The 17,087-nt window shown below is 53.1% G+C and carries 14 protein-coding genes; 11 read left to right on the top strand and 3 right to left on the bottom strand.

The genetic code is table 11. The features are described 5' to 3' along the window. Window positions 1–187 precede the first annotated feature (187 nt). The 11 genes from VRZ32_RS09950 (at window position 188) to VRZ32_RS09900 (ending at window position 13,559) form a co-directional block, all read left to right on the top strand. Complete coding sequence (locus VRZ32_RS09950) at window positions 188–946, top strand: hypothetical protein (protein ID WP_414525577.1); 759 nt, start codon at window positions 188–190, stop codon at window positions 944–946. A 102-nt stretch (window positions 947–1,048) separates the two neighbouring features. Next, window positions 1,049–1,876, top strand: coding sequence for a hypothetical protein (locus tag VRZ32_RS09945; protein ID WP_414525576.1), 828 nt, complete (start codon window positions 1,049–1,051; stop codon window positions 1,874–1,876). Between the two features lie 423 nt (window positions 1,877–2,299). Then, entirely contained in the window at window positions 2,300–3,262 is a 963-nt protein-coding gene (locus tag VRZ32_RS09940; RefSeq protein WP_414525575.1) for an ABC transporter substrate-binding protein, read from the top strand. A 29-nt stretch (window positions 3,263–3,291) separates the two neighbouring features. After that, on the top strand, window positions 3,292–4,491 hold the full coding sequence (locus VRZ32_RS09935) for an isochorismate synthase (RefSeq protein ID WP_414525574.1): 1,200 nt from the start codon (window positions 3,292–3,294) through the stop codon (window positions 4,489–4,491). A 10-nt stretch (window positions 4,492–4,501) separates the two neighbouring features. Further along, entirely contained in the window at window positions 4,502–6,145 is a 1,644-nt protein-coding gene (locus VRZ32_RS09930) for a (2,3-dihydroxybenzoyl)adenylate synthase (RefSeq protein WP_414525573.1), read from the top strand. An 11-nt stretch (window positions 6,146–6,156) separates the two neighbouring features. After that, window positions 6,157–6,789, top strand: coding sequence for an isochorismatase family protein (locus VRZ32_RS09925; RefSeq protein WP_414525572.1), 633 nt, complete (start codon window positions 6,157–6,159; stop codon window positions 6,787–6,789). A gap of 3 nt (window positions 6,790–6,792) precedes the next feature. Next, on the top strand, window positions 6,793–7,029 hold the full coding sequence (locus tag VRZ32_RS09920; protein ID WP_414525571.1) for a phosphopantetheine-binding protein: 237 nt from the start codon (window positions 6,793–6,795) through the stop codon (window positions 7,027–7,029). Window positions 7,030–7,042: 13 nt separating this feature from the next. Next, complete coding sequence (locus tag VRZ32_RS09915; RefSeq protein WP_414525570.1) at window positions 7,043–10,981, top strand: amino acid adenylation domain-containing protein; 3,939 nt, start codon at window positions 7,043–7,045, stop codon at window positions 10,979–10,981. Between the two features lie 15 nt (window positions 10,982–10,996). Further along, window positions 10,997–11,776: a 2,3-dihydro-2,3-dihydroxybenzoate dehydrogenase gene (locus tag VRZ32_RS09910; RefSeq protein WP_414525569.1), complete on the top strand. Its 780-nt coding sequence runs from the start codon at window positions 10,997–10,999 to the stop codon at window positions 11,774–11,776. 83 nt (window positions 11,777–11,859) lie between these two features. Next, window positions 11,860–12,264, top strand: coding sequence for a PRC-barrel domain-containing protein (locus VRZ32_RS09905; RefSeq protein WP_414525568.1), 405 nt, complete (start codon window positions 11,860–11,862; stop codon window positions 12,262–12,264). A gap of 596 nt (window positions 12,265–12,860) precedes the next feature. Next, on the top strand, window positions 12,861–13,559 hold the full coding sequence (locus VRZ32_RS09900) for a 4'-phosphopantetheinyl transferase family protein (RefSeq protein ID WP_414525567.1): 699 nt from the start codon (window positions 12,861–12,863) through the stop codon (window positions 13,557–13,559). 60 nt (window positions 13,560–13,619) lie between these two features. Here VRZ32_RS09900 and adhP read toward each other — a convergent pair whose 3' ends face one another. The 3 genes from adhP to adh all read right to left on the bottom strand — a co-directional run bounded on the left by adhP (window position 13,620) and on the right by adh (window position 16,903). Continuing rightward, a complete protein-coding gene (adhP, locus tag VRZ32_RS09895) occupies window positions 13,620–14,648 on the bottom strand; it encodes an alcohol dehydrogenase AdhP (protein WP_414525566.1) in 1,029 nt (342 codons plus the stop codon). 80 nt (window positions 14,649–14,728) lie between these two features. Continuing rightward, window positions 14,729–15,097: a DUF779 domain-containing protein gene (locus tag VRZ32_RS09890; RefSeq protein WP_414525565.1), complete on the bottom strand. Its 369-nt coding sequence runs from the start codon at window positions 15,095–15,097 to the stop codon at window positions 14,729–14,731. 294 nt (window positions 15,098–15,391) lie between these two features. Continuing rightward, window positions 15,392–16,903, bottom strand: a complete 1,512-nt coding sequence (gene adh, locus VRZ32_RS09885) for an aldehyde dehydrogenase (RefSeq protein ID WP_414526191.1) — start codon at window positions 16,901–16,903, stop codon at window positions 15,392–15,394. Window positions 16,904–17,087 lie beyond the last annotated feature (184 nt).

Below are 17,087 nucleotides of genomic sequence, written 5' to 3'. Positions count from 1 at the left end.
ATAAGATCCATGAACATGCCGCATAGATACATTTACTGGGATTGGAGCTGGCATGTATAAAGAAATATCTACAGCTTAATATTACATTCTTCTAACCGCATCGAAGTAAATATTACAAAAATATTTTTGATATCTGGAAAATTCTTAAATGCAACATTTAAAATGTCGCTAACAAAAGGAAAAAATAATGTCTATGCCCCTCTCTTCCCCGCCAATACTTACTAATCAGCGCACAATATTTCCTGAGCCGGAACCAGAATCAACGAACCAATCCATGTCGCTGGATGATATGCTGTCTCAACACAGCTGGCCAGACACTCCTCCACCTTCACCAGCATCTTCTTTGCAAAGGTCCGACACGACTGAAACACTATATCCGGGAGCACATAACCGCCATCAGGGATACTCCCGTCCTATTGACATAATGCTTGCTGCAACATCGGAACATGCTCCACCCTTATTGATACGTACACCAGCAGTATTAGAGCTTGAGCAGAATATTACAACGATCGATTCTATTGTAATCACGGAAAAAATCGAACAAGAAGTTGAATTGCAGGTCGTCAGCGCTAGCGTACATTCGGATTCTTTATCTCCAGTAGATGAGTTCTTCAATTATCTGCAAGCAGCTGAAGATTTTCTTGACAAAGGCAGAGGATATCTAAAAACCCTGCAGGAACTCGGTCTGAAGGATGGCTTGCTGACAAGGCTGGATGCAAGCATCACAAAGTTTAAAGATGTTATAGACCGCGCTCAGGCATTGAAGAAAAAGATTGATAACCGCGAAATTGCTGATGCTATTCTGGAAATTTCGGCTCTGAAAACTGAGCTGGAACAATCAATCGATTCACTAAAGGCACTTTATGGTGAAGCGGTAGATAAAATTGATGAGCTCAAATCATGTTGCTCTTCATTCTTCTCTTGCTTCGGAAACAAATCCAAGTAGAAATATTTCATGCCTGAAACATAATTTGTTCTCGAGAAATATTGTCTCCTACTTGCTGTGCTACAACAGCTATTCATTCACTGTCGCCAAAGGATAAAATAGATGTCGATGTCCTTACCACCCTCTCCTTCACATTCCATGTCTGATTCTACACGCGATACGCCACTTTATCCAGACCTTACCAATAATGCCAAACCGACATTACCTGCAAATACAATTGATCCCATCACGAATCGCGTCAGAATTCACTCAGCCACTTCCGCTCCACAACGGGGCCATCACCGCAAATCGACAGCTTTCTTTGGCGAGTCAGTGAATGATTCTATAACGATAGAAGCGCGCCGAGTATCAGTCCTTTCAACCACTAATACGTCCCCTGCTACGAAAAATTCTGCCAATAATAGCCTTGAAATCGAGCTTCAGACATTAAATGATGAAAGCTTGGTAATACCTCAAACTCCACCTCCATCGCCAAATTCGGCTAGAGCAGCCGCTGTGATTCCGATGAATATCGAAAGCGATATTGAAATAACCGATTCAGATACCGTGTTTGATGCACGTATGACTGTATCAAAAACAGTAAGCATGGATGAATTCTTCAAGCACCTGCAAACAGCTGAAGATATTCTGGATAAGGGGAGAGGGTATCTGCAAAGTCTTCAGGAACTCGGGCTTAAGGATGGCCTGCTGACAAAGCTAAGCAACAACCTGGATCAAATCAAGGATGTTATTGATCGCGCACAAGACCTGAAGCAGAAGATAGATAATCGCGAGATACTTGATGCCGCACTCGCAGTTTCTGCTCTGGGCAAGGAACTGCAAGAGGCCGGCGAAGCACTGAAATCATTATTTGCAGAAGCAGTAGATAAAATTGATGAGCTGAAATCATGTTGCTCTGGTTTATTTTCTTGCTTCGGTAAAAAGAAGTAAAATTAATCTTTATACGATAACTATCAATAGTTATCTTTAGTGATTATATATTAACCGCGTACCGCTAATAATATTGCGGTACGCGGTTTTATTTATGGCTATTCATCACCTACCCTCAGCGACCCAGCTGTGACTGCATAGCTGATGGGCAATCAGCGTATTGACTTCAAGCTCACGGCGGCCCATAGCCTTGCGTGAGTTAAATGTGAGAAGTCATAACGGATGAATTTAGAGTATAACATTTCTAAACTCAGACAATATGCGATTTATCGCCAATTTATTCTCCTTGTTTTATCTTTTATAATTATTCTTATTCTTCATAGCGCATTCATAACAGCTGCAAAAAGCCAACCACTCTCCCCGATTACAATCACTGACATTCAGGGCCGTAGCATTACACTACCGCGCCACGCCAAGCGCTTATTGGTCGATGACGGCCGTTATCTGATCGCACTATCGCTAATGGTGGCTGATCCGGTTTCGCTGATTGCCGCATGGCCACATGATGTGCACCGCCTGGGTGATGCTGCGTATGAGGCTTATCGGCAAAAATTCCCTACCATCGCTGAAAAGGCCCGCATAGCCGGATCGGCAGAGGCTTTATCGGTTGAGCAGGTGCTTGATGTGGCGCCCGATGTCGCCATCTTCCGTGAGGGAATGGGGCCTAACAGCGAGCAAATCCGCCAGATAGAGGCTGCGGGCATTCCTGTCGTGTTCATCGATTTCTTCTCGCAGCCGCTTGAAAATCTTGAGAAAAGCCTGCGCATCCTTGGCCAGATCATCGGCGCGGAAGAGCGGACAGAAGCGTTCATCGCTTTCCGGAACGCGCACCTCAAACGCATCATAGATCGCATTGCTGCAAAGCCCGATCTCGTGCGGCCAAAGGTGTTTCTGGAGGCGCATGCCGGTTTGACGGAGTGCTGCAACTCCCCCGGACGCGGCAATGTTGGCAATTACATCACACTTGCAGGCGGGCATAACATTGGCGCGGATGTGCTGCCGGGTGCATTCGGGAAGCTTGGTATCGAATACATTATCAGCAGCGAACCGGAAATTTACATTGCGACGGGCGGCCCGCAGACAGAAAAAGCTGGCGGCTTTGTTATCGGTCCGGCGTTTTCGCCCGAACAATCGCGCACTTCCCTCGCCAAGATGGCAGCACGACCTGGCATTGCCGCGCTTGATCCCGTTACGCGAGGAGAAGTGCATGGGTTGGCGCATCAGCTTCTCAATTCACCGTTCGACATTCTGGTCGCTGAACGGCTCGCCAAATGGATACACCCTGCCCTGTTTGCGGATGTCGATCCTGACAAAACCCTTGAAGAACTAAACACCCGCTTCCTCGCTGTCCCCCTTGCGGGGCCAAACTGGATCGATCTGCGATAGCAGGTCGGCGTAATCAACCGAGTCAACAAATGGCTAAAGCTGCAATGCGCGCATCCCTGGCTGGACATGGTTTTGAAAATGCTGGCATGGAAAGCGCCAGTAAGACCCTGCCGTTTATCCTTTCTGGCCCTCAAGAAACCATTGTCGGCCAAGGCACAAAAAGCCTGCTGCCGCTCGTGCCTGCTAAAGATCTATCTCAATCTATTGCTGCATTTTGGAGAGCTGAGCCAAAAGCCCGCATGATTGCAGGCATCCTGCCCTTTGATTATGCGAAACCAGCGCATCTTTTTGTACCAGAGCGAATTGAGCGCATGTTGCCAGAGCCTTCAAGCACCAAGCACACAGCGTCAAAGCCCAATAATTGGAAAAGCATTGCCGAGCCTGCACCCGAAGCTTACGCGCAAGCCGTAAAACGTGCTCTGGAGCTGTTGGATAGCAAGAGCGACCTGCGCAAGGTGGTGCTGGCGCGCAGCCTTTTGATGACGGCATCAAGCCCCATTGATCTGAATGCCGTTCTTGCGCAATTACGGCGTGATCCCTCTATCACGACCTACGCAGTGCCATTGCCGCCGGATGCAAATAGCACACCACACACATTGATCGGCGCAACGCCAGAGCTGCTCGTAGACAAGCGAGGGGCGCAGGTGCAATCGTTGCCACTTGCCGGATCTGCCCGTCGCCACCCGGAAAATGGCGCGGATGAAGCAGCTGCAAAGGCACTTATGAGCTCGCAGAAAGACCAGCTTGAACATGGATTTGTCGTTGAAGCCATTCTGGATACGCTTGCACCCTATTGCGCGGCGCTGTCTGCACCACACAAACCATCGCTTATATCAACCGCCTCGATGTGGCATTTGGGAACAGCAATCTCTGGCCGACTGAAGGATGCGGCTATCTCGGTCTTGGAACTGGCCGCAGCACTTCATCCCACCCCCGCGGTTTGCGGTTTACCGCGCGCGGCTGCGCGTAATTCCATTGCAGAACTTGAGGACTTTGATCGCGGGTTCTACGCTGGTGCTGTCGGGTGGGCGAACTGTGCAGGGGATGGGCGCTGGATGGTTGCCATTCGCTGTGCCGATTTTGCGGGCAATACCGCACGGCTTTATGCAGGCGCAGGCATCGTTACCGGTTCTGATCCGTGGTCGGAAGTTGCGGAAACCTCAGCCAAGTTCTCAGCGCTGCTCGCGGCACTCGGCATTGATGAAACCGGCAAGTCGATCCAGGAATAAGGAGCTCCACGTGATCCCAGCTCTCCAGACATGGCCGCAAGACCTCGCTGAACACTATCGCGCAGCCGGTTACTGGCGAGGTGAGACGTTCGGACAGGTGCTGCGCGAACGCGCCCACCGCTGGCCGGATCGTACCGCGATCGTTGCTGGCGATGCGCGCTGGACCTATGCCGAGCTCGACACCCGCGCTGATGCAGTTGCACGCGGCTTCATGGCGCTTGGCTTCAAGCCGGGAGAGCGCGTTATCGTCCAGCTGCCAAGCATAGCGCCGTTTTTCAGCGTGGTGTTCGGGTTGTTTCGGGCGGGGATTTTGCCTGTATTTGCATTACCTGCGCATCGCTCAACCGAGATCGTGCATTTCATCAATCGTTCTGAAGCATGCGGCTATGTCATTACTGAAGCTGCTGACGGCTTCGATTACCGCACGCTTGCCGCCGATGTGCGGGCCAAGGCACCTACGCTTGAGCATGTTATCGTCGCGGATGGCGATGCAGGCCCTTTCGCAACGCTCGCCAGCATTGAAAAGGCGGAGGGTCCGCTGCCAACGGCACCGAAAGCCTGCGACGTCGCATTCCTGCAAATTTCAGGCGGTAGCACGGGTTTATCGAAGTTAATTCCACGTACGCATGATGATTACATCTACAGCCTGTGGGGTAGCAACGCGATTTGTGGCGTGGACGAATACAGCGTTTATCTAGGCGCTTTGCCGATCGCGCATAATTTCCCGATGAGTTCACCGGGCACACTTGGCACGCTCTATGCCGGCGGCACTGTTGTGCTAAGCCCCTCACCCGCGCCCGATATAGCCTTTCCATTAATTGCCCGCGAAAAGGTGACGATCACCGGTCTTGTACCACCATTAGCGTTGATATGGGCGGATGCAGCGGTCAACACAGCGCATGATCTCTCCAGCCTCCAGCTGCTGCAGGTGGGTGGCGCGAAGCTCACGCCTGAGGTTGCGCGGCGGATTTTGAGCGTGTTCGGCCCCATTCTGCAGCAGGTGTTTGGCATGGCCGAAGGATTGGTGAACTACACCCGCCCCGGCGACAGCAAAGACGTCATCATCGAAACCCAGGGCCGTCCAATCAGCCCCGATGATGAGCTGCTTATTCTCGATGATAACGATCAGCCTGTGCCGCCAGGCGTGGCCGGGAACCTGCTGACACGCGGTCCATACACCATCCGGCAATATTTCAACGAACCACAGGCGAATGCAGCAGCATTCACCGATGATGGCTTTTATCGCACCGGCGATATCGTGCTTGTGCGTCCGGATGGCAATCTGGTGGTGCAGGGACGAGCGAAAGATCAGATCAACCGAGGAGGAGAAAAAGTCTCAGCGGAGGAAATCGAAGATCATCTGCTGGCGCATCCCGGTGTGTTTGATGCGGCGGTCGTATCGCTGCCCGATCCTTATCTGGGAGAGCGTTCCTGCGCATTCATCATCCCGCGCGATCCCAAACCAGCAGCAATTGCGCTGAAGAAATGGGTGCGCGAACGCGGTCTTGCGGCCTTCAAGGTGCCGGATCGGGTCGTGTTTGTTGATAGCTTCTCGACAACGGCCGTCGGCAAAATCAGTCGCAAGGATTTGCGCGCTTCCCTGCGACAACGCCTGCTTGAAGCAGATGCCGCTGAAGTCACCACATCGAAGTGAAGGATTAAGCCATGGCCCTGCCCACCATAGGCGCATATGCGTTGCCTGAGATAGAGGCCCTACCCAAGGCCCGCGTGCCCTGGCAGGCGCATCGTGATCGGGTGGCGCTGCTGATCCATGACATGCAGAACTATTTTCTGGCACCATTTCAATCTGATAGCACGCCTATCAAGCCCGTTATCGCGCATATCGACGCCCTGCGGCGGCAGGCGCATTCGCTTGGTATTCCGGTATTTTATACTGCGCAGGAAGGCAATCAGGACCCACGAGACCGGGGCCTTCAGCGTGATTTCTGGGGGCCAGGAATGCGCGCGATTCCGGAGCATCAGGACATCCATCCGGCCCTGACCCCGCATGAAACCGATTTTGTGCTGCACAAATGGCGCTACAGTGCCTTTCAGCGCTCCAACCTTGAAACGCTAATGCGCGTGCGCAACCGCGATCAACTAATCGTCACCGGCATCTATGCCCACATCGGCTGCTTGATGACCTCTGCAGAGGCCTTTCAGCGCGATATCGAGCCTTTCTTCGTGGCTGATGCAGTCGCGGATTTCTCGCGTGAAAAGCATGATCTCGCCATTACTTATGCCGCAGAACGCTGCGCTGTAGTGACATCCACGAACCATCTGCTGGAGAACCTGTAAGATATGAGCACGCCAACCCGCGAAACCATGCGCGCTGACATTGCCCGCATCATCAGCGAAGACCCGTCAGAAATTGGTGATGATGACAGCCTTATCGATTTCGGCCTCGATTCCATCCGTCTGATGACGCTCATGCAGCGTTGGGGCGAACAGGGCCTGAAGCTGGATTTTGCGCAGCTTGCCGAAAAGCCAACGCTGGCTCACTGGTGGTCACTGGCCGCCCGCCAGCTGGCTTCATGACATGAGCACCGCCATGCAAACCACAACCAAAGCCCAAACCCGGCCTCTGTTGCAGGCGCAGGAAGGGCTGTGGTTTGCGCAGACGCTTGATCCGGAAAACCCGATCCTCAACACGGGCCAGATTGTTACGCTCAAGGGGCCGCTCAATGTTGCGGCCTTCCAAAACGCGGTTGAACGCGCCCTGCGCGAAGCACCTGCCCTCTCAGCGCGTTTCATCGATGGACCAGACGGCCCCGCACAAATAATCAGCGATGCAGCCCCCGCCACACTGACGGTGATTGACCTCACCGGAGAGGCTGATCCGCAACAAGCGGCACTTGCACATATAGCCCGCGACATGGCCACCCCACGCGATCCAACCCGTGATCAGCTGGTGACAGAGGAGCTGCTGATCCTGGGGCCGCAGCTCCACGTATGGAGCCAAACCATCCACCATTTGGTGATAGATGGCTACGGCACAGCCCTCCTCAACCATCGCATAGCTGCTCTCTACAATGAAACCGTGACCGCAAATACAGCACAAGATACTGAATTTGGCTCATTTTTTGATTTAATTGCAGAAGATGAGACCTATGTTGGCAGCGCCCGTCACGATAAAGATCGTCGATATTGGAATGACCTTTTCGCCGATAAGCCACCGGTTATCAGCATGGCAACGGGCGAGGCTACGAGTGCACACAGCTTCCATCGGCTCAGGCTTGATATTCCCTCCATTACCACCCGCGCCATCACACAACGTGCCACTGATGCTGGCCTCGCATGGCCCGATCTCGTCACCACGTTGACAGGCGCATTCATTGGCCGTCATACGGGAGCTTCGGAAACGATCATCGGTGTGCCGCATATGGGCCGTCTTGGTTCGGTCTCCGCGCGCGTGCCCGCGATGGTGATGAACGTGCTGCCAGTGCGCCTGCGGTTTGATGACCATGCGCCGCTCAATACAATTGCCGCCGCCGTCGCCCGCCAACTCACCAGCGCCCGCCGCCACGGGCGTTATCGCAGCGAGCAACTGCGCCGCGATCTCGGCCTGTTGGGGAAGGATCGGCGTCTCTATGGTCCACTTGTCAACATCCTGCCTTTCGATATGTCTTTCGCCCTGCATGGTGTTGAGACTGCGCTTGAAGTACCAGGCGCCGGGGCCGTTGACGATCTGACATTTACCATGCGCGCAGATGCTTCCGGCGAGACGATGCGCCTTGAGCTGGATGCCAATCCCGCACTTTATTCGCAGCAGCAAACTGAAGCCATCGGCCACCGTCTGGTGCATTTCCTGCACGCTGCGAGCCAGGCCGAATGCTTAGCAGCAGTACCGACACTCTCACCGCAAGAAGAAACCCAATGGCGAGAGGCGCAAACGGCTACAATCCATCCCGTTGAAGAGACAACGCTTGCCCATTTGCTGAGCCGGCAAGCCGCAGCCACGCCAGACGCATTGGCACTTATTGAAGGCGACTTGCGCTGGTCGTATGCCGATCTGGAGCATGAAACCGCATCGCTTGCCCGCCGCCTTGCGGCAAAAGGCGTGCGCCCCGGCGATATCGTAGCCGTAGCGCTACCGCGATCGCGTGCGCTCGTGCTGACATTGCTGGCCAGTATACGCATCGGTGCAGCCTATCTGCCGCTCGACACAGAGCATCCGCGCAAACGATTGGCACATATCATTCAATCCGCCAAGCCACGTATCATCATAACGACCCAGGCGCTAAGCTCGGCTTTGCCCGAAGATGCGCCCCTATTCGCTATCGATCATCCAGTCCCGGATGATGACTGCCCTCCCCCTTTCCACACCCCCGCACCAGAAGATGCGGCCTATATCATCTACACCTCTGGCTCGACCGGAGTGCCCAAGGGGGTGGTCATTGAGCATCGGGCCATCGTCAACCGACTGCTCTGGATGGCGGCGCATTATGGCATTGGCACGGGCGACCGCATTTTGCAGAAAACCCCCGCCACGTTTGATGTCTCCGTGTGGGAACTCTTCCTGCCCTTCATTACCGGCGCTGCCTTGGTGATCGCCCCACCGGATGCGCATAAAGATCCGCTCGCGCTAACGCAAATCGTGCGCCAGCATGCAATCACGACAATACACTTCGTGCCCTCAATGCTGGCGCTTTTCCTTGATGAGCCATCTGCTTGTGGGCTGGCCATTCAACGTGTTTTCGTCAGCGGCGAAGAGCTGCCCGCCAAGTTGCGTGACCGTTTCCACACGCTGATCAAAGGTGAACTACACAACCTCTACGGCCCTACCGAAGCTGCCGTGGATGTGAGCTACTGGCCCGCATCATCAACCGACCACAGCCAACCTGTGCCAATTGGTTTTCCGGTATGGAACACACGCCTTTATGTGCTGGATGCCCACTTTCGCCCCCTCCCCGCCAATGTGATCGGCGAGCTTTATCTGGCAGGTCGCCAACTGGCGCGCGGTTATCTCGGCCAGCCCGACCTCACACATGAACGCTTCATCACCGATCCCTTCTTCCCGTCTGAACGCATGTACCGCACCGGCGATCTGGCGATGGTGCGTGATGATGGCGCAATAGTTTATCTAGGCCGCACAGATCATCAGATCAAACTGCGCGGCCTGCGGATCGAATTGGGCGAAATCGAAACTGCACTGCATGCGCAAAGCACCGTAGCGCAAGCGGTTGTCGATGCACGCAGCGATGGTGCGGGTGGCAAACGGCTGGTGGCGTATGTTGTTGCGAAACCCGATGAAGGGTTGGATCATGAGGCCTTGCGCACCTCTATCGCCTCACGCATACCGGCCTATATGGTACCGTCTGCGTTTGTAACGCTCGATCGCTTACCACTCTCTGCCAACGGAAAACTCGATCGCAAAGCCCTGCCCGATCCAACCCTAACCGCCACGACGGGACGCGCACCACACAGCAAGACAGAGCAATGCATTGCCAGACTGTTCGCAGAGTGCCTCAAGCTGGATATCGCAACCATCTCGGCAGAGGATGATTTTTTCAACCTTGGCGGACACTCCCTGCTGGCAGCAAAACTCATGCAGCGCGTGCGGGAGGAATGGGCTTCAGAACTGGGTGAAGTCACCTTAGGCCTCGGCATCGTCTTCACCGATCCCACTGTTGCGCGCCTCGCTACACGCATTGAGGTCGCATGCAAACCGCAAACACCCTTAGACTATGATGGCCTTGCGAATGACGGACTTGGCCCACTTGTCCAGCTCAGCCAGGGCGATCCTACCTCAGCCCTGTTTTGTATTCACCCGGCTGGCGGCATTTCATGGTGCTACGCTGGCTTGGCCCGTGCACTCGCGCCGGCACATATGGTGTTCGGCCTGCAGGCGAGGGGGCTGGATACGCAAGCCCCTGCCCCTATCAGCATAGAATCCATCGCCGCCGATTACATCGCCCAGATCCGCGCCATCATACCAGAGGGGCCAATCCACCTTGCCGGATGGTCTGTTGGCGGCATTATCGCACATGCGATGGCGGTGCAACTTGCAGCATCAGGCGCACCGCAAGGCGTGCTTGCGCTGCTTGATGCCTATCCGAGCGATAGCTGGCGCGCGCAATCTGATCCGTCCGAAGACATATCGCTCAAAGCACTCGTACAGATCGCCGGGCGCGATGTCTCAGAACTCGGAGCGCAGGGGCTTACGCGCGAGAATGTCATGGCCTTTCTGCGCGATATCAATCATCCGCTTGGATTACTATCTGATCGCGCACTGACAGGCATTATTGGTGTCGTTGCTGCCAATAACCGATTGGTGCGTACGCATCAACATGGCTTCTATGCGGGAGAGACACTCTATTTCCGCGCAGCCCTGGACCATGCTGGCACAAACCTGACACCGCAATTATGGACGCCATACATCCAAACGCTCACCGTACATGACGTGCCAGCCCTCCATGCGCATCTCACCGGCCCCAAAGCCATCACACATATTGCGCCTGTGATCGCAGACAAGCTACGGCAGTTCTAACAAGAGGATCACACCATGCGAGACAGTGGCATCTGCGGCAAAATCGCGCTCGTCACCGGCGCTTCAGGCGGGATTGGTGCAGCTGTGGTGCGTGCGCTACTTGATGAGAAGGCGCACGTCGTTGCAACGGATCTGGATACCGCCTCACTTGAACGTTTGCGCCAAGACATACCGCATCCATGCCTCACCACTGCAGTGCTGGATGTGAGCGACCCAGATAGCGTGGTCACAGTTACCACACAGGTGGAAACGCAGATCGGCCCAATTGATATTCTGGTCAATGTCGCAGGCGTATTGTCAACGACGCTTGTGGTGGACACAGATTTTGCCGAATGGCAGCGCGTTTTTGCCGTTAATGCAACTGGTGTGTTTCTGGTATCGAAAACTGTCTCAGCACATATGCAGCAGCGACGGCGGGGCGTGATTGTAACCGTCAGTTCCAATGCGGCTGGCATTCCACGCCACGGTATGGCGGCTTATGCAGCTTCGAAAGCTGCATCCACCATGTTTACCCGCTCACTCGGACTGGAGCTCGCTCCCTATGGCATTCGTTGCAATATCGTGGCACCCGGATCAACGCTGACCCCCATGCAAGAAACGATGTGGACTGACGCGCAGAGCCCCAAGCGGGTAATAGCAGGAGCACCGGAAATATTCCGCACCGGCATTCCGCTAGGCCGGATTGCCACCCCGGATGATATTGCCGATGCTGTGGTTTTTTTGGCCTCAGATCGCGCGCGCCATATCACCATGGCAGATCTTTACGTCGATGGCGGTGCAACCCAAAAAGGATAACCCTAAAAAAACTTCACGCATGGGTGGAACAAACGTAGCTGTTAGATGTTCTTTCCCTGTAACAACCTGATAGGGAGCTTATCATGCGTAAGATTGTTTTCGGTGCTATTTTACTTTCGTCCGCAGCCCTCATCGCCCCAGCGATGGCGCAGACCGCACCGACACCAACGGCCCCACCAATGGTTAAGCCAGTGTCCACTAACAGCGTGCTAAGTTCAAACCTCATCGGCCTCAATGTTGCCAACGCAGGCAATGAAAACATCGGTGAAGTCAAAGACTTGGTTCTTGGCACCGGCAACATGCTAACTGGTGTTATTCTATCTGTTGGCGGCTTTCTTGGCATGGGTGAGCACTATGTAGTGATCGATCCATCAACCATTGCGGTCAGCTATAACGACGCTGACAAGAAATGGGAAGCTCGCGTCAATGCAACAGCTGAACAGTTGAAAGCGGCCCCTGCCTTCAAATATGAAGGTAAATGGCAGTAATAATTTCCATATTCCATATCTTGAATAACGCGGCAGGTTATTCCTGTCGCGTTACTTTTTGTTATATTGATTAAAACTGTTCCTTACCCATGCATACACCTCATCGCACGCCGGTAAAAATTTAATAATATTATCAAATTATTAGCGACACAAATGGAACAGACTATGGCGGAAGCTTTTATCTGCACATATGTTCATACACCCAATGGTTGCAATAATGGCATGCTGATGATTTTGGGCCTATTCAACTCAGAGCTTTGCTGGAACAGCATCCGTTTGTTGATATCGTAGTCACTGACCATGTCATTCATGGCTAAACTATCAGCGCCATTTCACAAGAACGGCTCGGTTAGCTTTAGATGTTAATGGTGCGGTTTGGGCAGTCACTTGGCATGTCGAGCTTGCGGTTAACGGGAACAGCGGCCACGGAACTTGCACTAAGTGGTTGATAATGCGCGCCGGGCATAATGTGCAGCGGCCCAGAACAAGGTATCACCATCGCCCTATACCGGATTTGGCAGCGAAGATTAAATAGAGGCTGGGCATTGTTGCGCCTCGTATATTATGATTAACAACACGTTAACATCGGGCTTGTCATGCATGATAAACACCCCATCATCGATATCTGGATTGCCCGCCTGGATGAGCCTGAGGTGTTGGGAGTTCCCAACTCAATCTGGGACGATATTCTGAGTACAGAAGAGCGGGAACGACGGTCACGATTGCGATTCTCCAATGATCGCAATCTCTTCACACTATCACGCGTTTTGCTCCGCACGCGGCTTTCGGAGTATGCAAGCGTCTCACCGCAGGCGTGGGAGTTCGTACAAGGACGCTTTGGCAAACCGATGCTATCGCCTAGACTCATGGAGGCGCATGGCCTTCATTTCTCGCTATCGCACGCAAACTCGACAGCAGTTTGCGCAATCACACGGTCAGGGCCTGTGGGAGTGGATGTTGAGTCGTTGGATAGGGAGTTGGACGTTGATGCCCTTGCAAAACCCGTTCTAACACCCGATGAGCAGGCATCACTAACGGGCCTTGCCGAGCCCTTGAAACGTCATCGATTCCTGACCTTCTGGACTTTGAAGGAAGCCTACTTGAAAGCGCGCGGCGTAGGGCTTTCTGTGCCACTTCAAAGCTTCAGCTTCACAGGTTATCCGCCACGCCTTGTAGAGACCGAAGAGAGCAGAGACAATGTAGGAAACTGGGTTTTCGATAGCCGAACATATCCGAATAACGATATCGTTTCATATGCTCTCTATCAGGGGCAACTATTTGATAATGAGGTATAAAATGAAATACCTCTCCCACCTGTTTAACTACCGTCTCAAAGCAACGCGATCTGTGGTATTTCAGGACTGCATATCAATGACCACGCGACCTTCAATCTGACCCGCTTTCATGCGGTCAAAGATATTATTGATGTTTTCCAATTTATCTACTGTCGTCGTTGCCCTTACCTTGCCCTCAGCAGCAAAAGCTAACGATTCCTGCAGATCCAGACGCGTGCCCACGATGGAGCCGCGAACAGTGATACCATTCAGCACCATGCCAAAGATTGATAATGGGAATGAGCCAGGAGGAAGACCGTTTAGCGAAACCGTGCCACCACGGCGCACCATGCCCAGAGACTGCTCGAATGCAATGTTGGACACAGCCGTTACCAGCACACCATGCGCGCCACCAATTTCCTTCTTGATCACTGCAGCTGGATCAGCATTCTTCGCATTTACCGTCAGCGTCGCGCCAAGACGTTCCGCAAGCGCAAGCTTTTCCTCGCTGATATCAACAGCCGCTACATTCAACCCCATAGCCTTGGCATATTGCACAGCCATGTGGCCAAGCCCACCAATACCAGAAATCACCACCCAATCGCCGGGCTTCGTATCGGTGACTTTCAGGCCTTTATAGACAGTCACACCCGCACAAAGGACAGGCGCGATCTCAATAAAATCGATGTTTTCAGGAAGATGGCCCACATAATTTGGATCAGCAATCACATAATCCGCAAAGCCGCCGTTGACCGAATAGCCCGTGTTCTGTTGCTCTTCACATAGCGTCTCCCACCCTCCAAGGCAGTGAGTGCAGTGACCACAAGCGGTATAGAGCCAAGGCACACCAACACGATCGCCTTCCTTAACGTGCTTCACACCCGCACCTACAGCAGATACGAAGCCGACACCTTCATGGCCGGGAATAAAAGGCGGGTTGGGCTTTACTGGCCAATCGCCTTCGGCTGCGTGCAGATCAGTATGGCAGACACCTGAAGCTACTATCTTGACTTGAATCTGGTCACGACTTGGCTCAGGAATTGGCACTTCGTCGATCGTCAATGGTTTGCCAAATGCGCGAACGACAGCAGCCTTCATTGTCTTGGCCATGGTAACTTCCTCTGTTTTCACATTTTATTTTGCCACTAACTTCTGCTAAAAAACCGCACCCTACAATGGGCACATCCATTTCATAATGTTGGCAAGGCTGCTTCTTCGGCTTCACTAAACAGGCGTGAGCGCGTCAGAAACCGCACGTCACGGCCATTTTCCAGCGAGAACATTCCACCCCGTCCAGGAACGACATCAATGATAAGTTGGGTGTGTTTCCAGTAATCGAACTGGGCGCGGCTCATGTAAAATGGCGCACCACCGATTTCTCCCATCAACACATCACTATCGCCGATCAAAAAATCACTTTCAGGATAGCACATAGGCGAGGAGCCATCGCAACACCCTCCTGATTGATGAAACAGAATTCGTCCATTATCAGCACGCAAAGCGCCAATAAGCTCAATAGCCGCTGGCGTCGCTAACACACGAGACACAGGCTCAGTCATCTAGCAACCTCCCTTCGGAGCGTTGATCTCTATAGTCTTTCTGCTTCCAGCACACATCCTGCAGGCAGAAAATCGACCCGCTTATGTTACTCTAAACACCGATGTCAGCACCCAAGTTCCCAAAGCCCACATCGGCTTTTCAATTCAACACCGCGCTCTTAAAAACCGAGCAAGCAAACAACCGCAGGATGCGCTGAGGTTCGCGTCAGGGTGAGCCGAAATGGTGACTTCTGAGCACCGGAAGCGCAAGAAGCCGCCATTTGCAGGCCACCGTGACGCGAAGATCAACACATCCTAGAAGAAGCCAAGAGCTTTGGGGCTATAACTTACCAGCATGTTTTTGGTTTGCTGGTAATGGCTTAGCATCATCTTATGGTTCTCGCGCCCAATGCCCGATTGCTTGTATCCGCCGAATGCCGCATGCGCGGGGTAAGCATGATAACAGTTAGTCCAGACACGGCCCGCCTGAATAGCGCGACCAAAACGATAAGCGCGCGTGCCGTTACGCGTCCACACGCCGGCACCAAGACCATAAAGCGTGTCGTTAGCAATGGAGAGTGCCTCTTCCTCATCCTTAAAGGTCGTAACTGACACGACAGGGCCGAAGATCTCTTCCTGGAAGATGCGCATCTTGTTGTTGCCCTGGAAAACAGTTGGCGCAACATAATAGCCATTTGCGAGATCACCAGGCAGCATGGTGCGCTCGCCACCGGTGAGGATCTTCGCACCTTCCTGCTTGCCTATATCAATGTAGCTGAGAATCTTCTCCAGCTGTTCACTCGATGCCTGCGCACCGATCATAGTGGCAGGATCAAGCGGATTGCCCTGCTTGATAGCCTTAACCCGCGCTAATGCACGATCCATAAAGCGATCGTATATCTTCTCCTGAATGAGCGCACGGCTGGGGCAGGTGCAGACTTCCCCCTGATTAAGCGCGAACATTACAAAGCCTTCGATGGACTTGTCGAAGAAGTCATCATCCTCTTCCAGCACATCCGCAAAGAAGATATTTGGCGACTTACCACCCAACTCCAGCGTAGCCGGAATAAGGTTCTGACTGGCATATTGCATGATCAGGCGGCCTGTTGTGGTCTCACCCGTAAATGCAATCTTGGCAATGCGGGGACTTGATGCCAGCGGCTTGCCAGCTTCAAGACCAAAGCCATTGACAATGTTGAGCACACCTGGTGGCAGCAGATCGGCAATCAACTCAGCGAGAACAAGGATGGACGCAGGCGTCTGTTCCGCCGGTTTCAGTACAATGGCATTACCAGCGGCAAGGGCTGGAGCCAACTTCCATACAGCCATGAGAATCGGGAAATTCCACGGAATGATCTGGCCAACAACGCCCAATGGCTCCTGATAATGGTAGGCTACAGTGTCGTGATCGATCTCGCTCATCGACCCTTCTTGTGCGCGAATAACACCTGCGAAATAACGGAAGTGATCAATAGCAAGCGGAATATCTGCGGCTGTCGTCTCCCGGATCGGCTTGCCATTGTCCCATGTTTCAGCCAGCGCCAGCACGTCAAGGTTTTCTTCCATACGATCAGCGATGCGATTAAGGATCAGCGCCCGCTCTGTTGCGCTTGTGCGCCCCCAGGCGGCTTTGGCTGCATGGGCGGCATCAAGCGCCAGCTCGACATCCTCTTTCTGCGAACGTGCTATTTCGTTGATCTTCCGCCCTGTAATTGGGGACGTGTTTTCAAAATAGCGCCCATCAAGCGGCGCAACCCAGTTGCCGCCAATGAAGTTGTCGTAGCGATCTTTAAATGGCCAATGGGCAAGTGCTGCGGTGGGGTCGATCTTGTTCACGGTATTCCTCCCATTTTATGTATCCATTGTTGTTATAACATCTTGCGTGCCAAATTATACGTGCAATACATCAATTCCATGCTGCAGTGCGGGAAGTATTGACAGCAGCCTAGGAATCGCGTGTCTGGAGATCAAGCAAAAAAATATGATCTCAGGTGTTTGGAACGATCGCACT

Source organism: Pseudochelatococcus sp. G4_1912, from assembly GCF_047501465.1.
In the GTDB taxonomy this organism is placed as follows: Bacteria; Pseudomonadota; Alphaproteobacteria; order Rhizobiales; family Beijerinckiaceae; genus Pseudochelatococcus.
The sequence above is the reverse complement of the archived record's forward strand: the minus strand, read 5'-3'. Positions and strand labels throughout refer to the sequence as shown.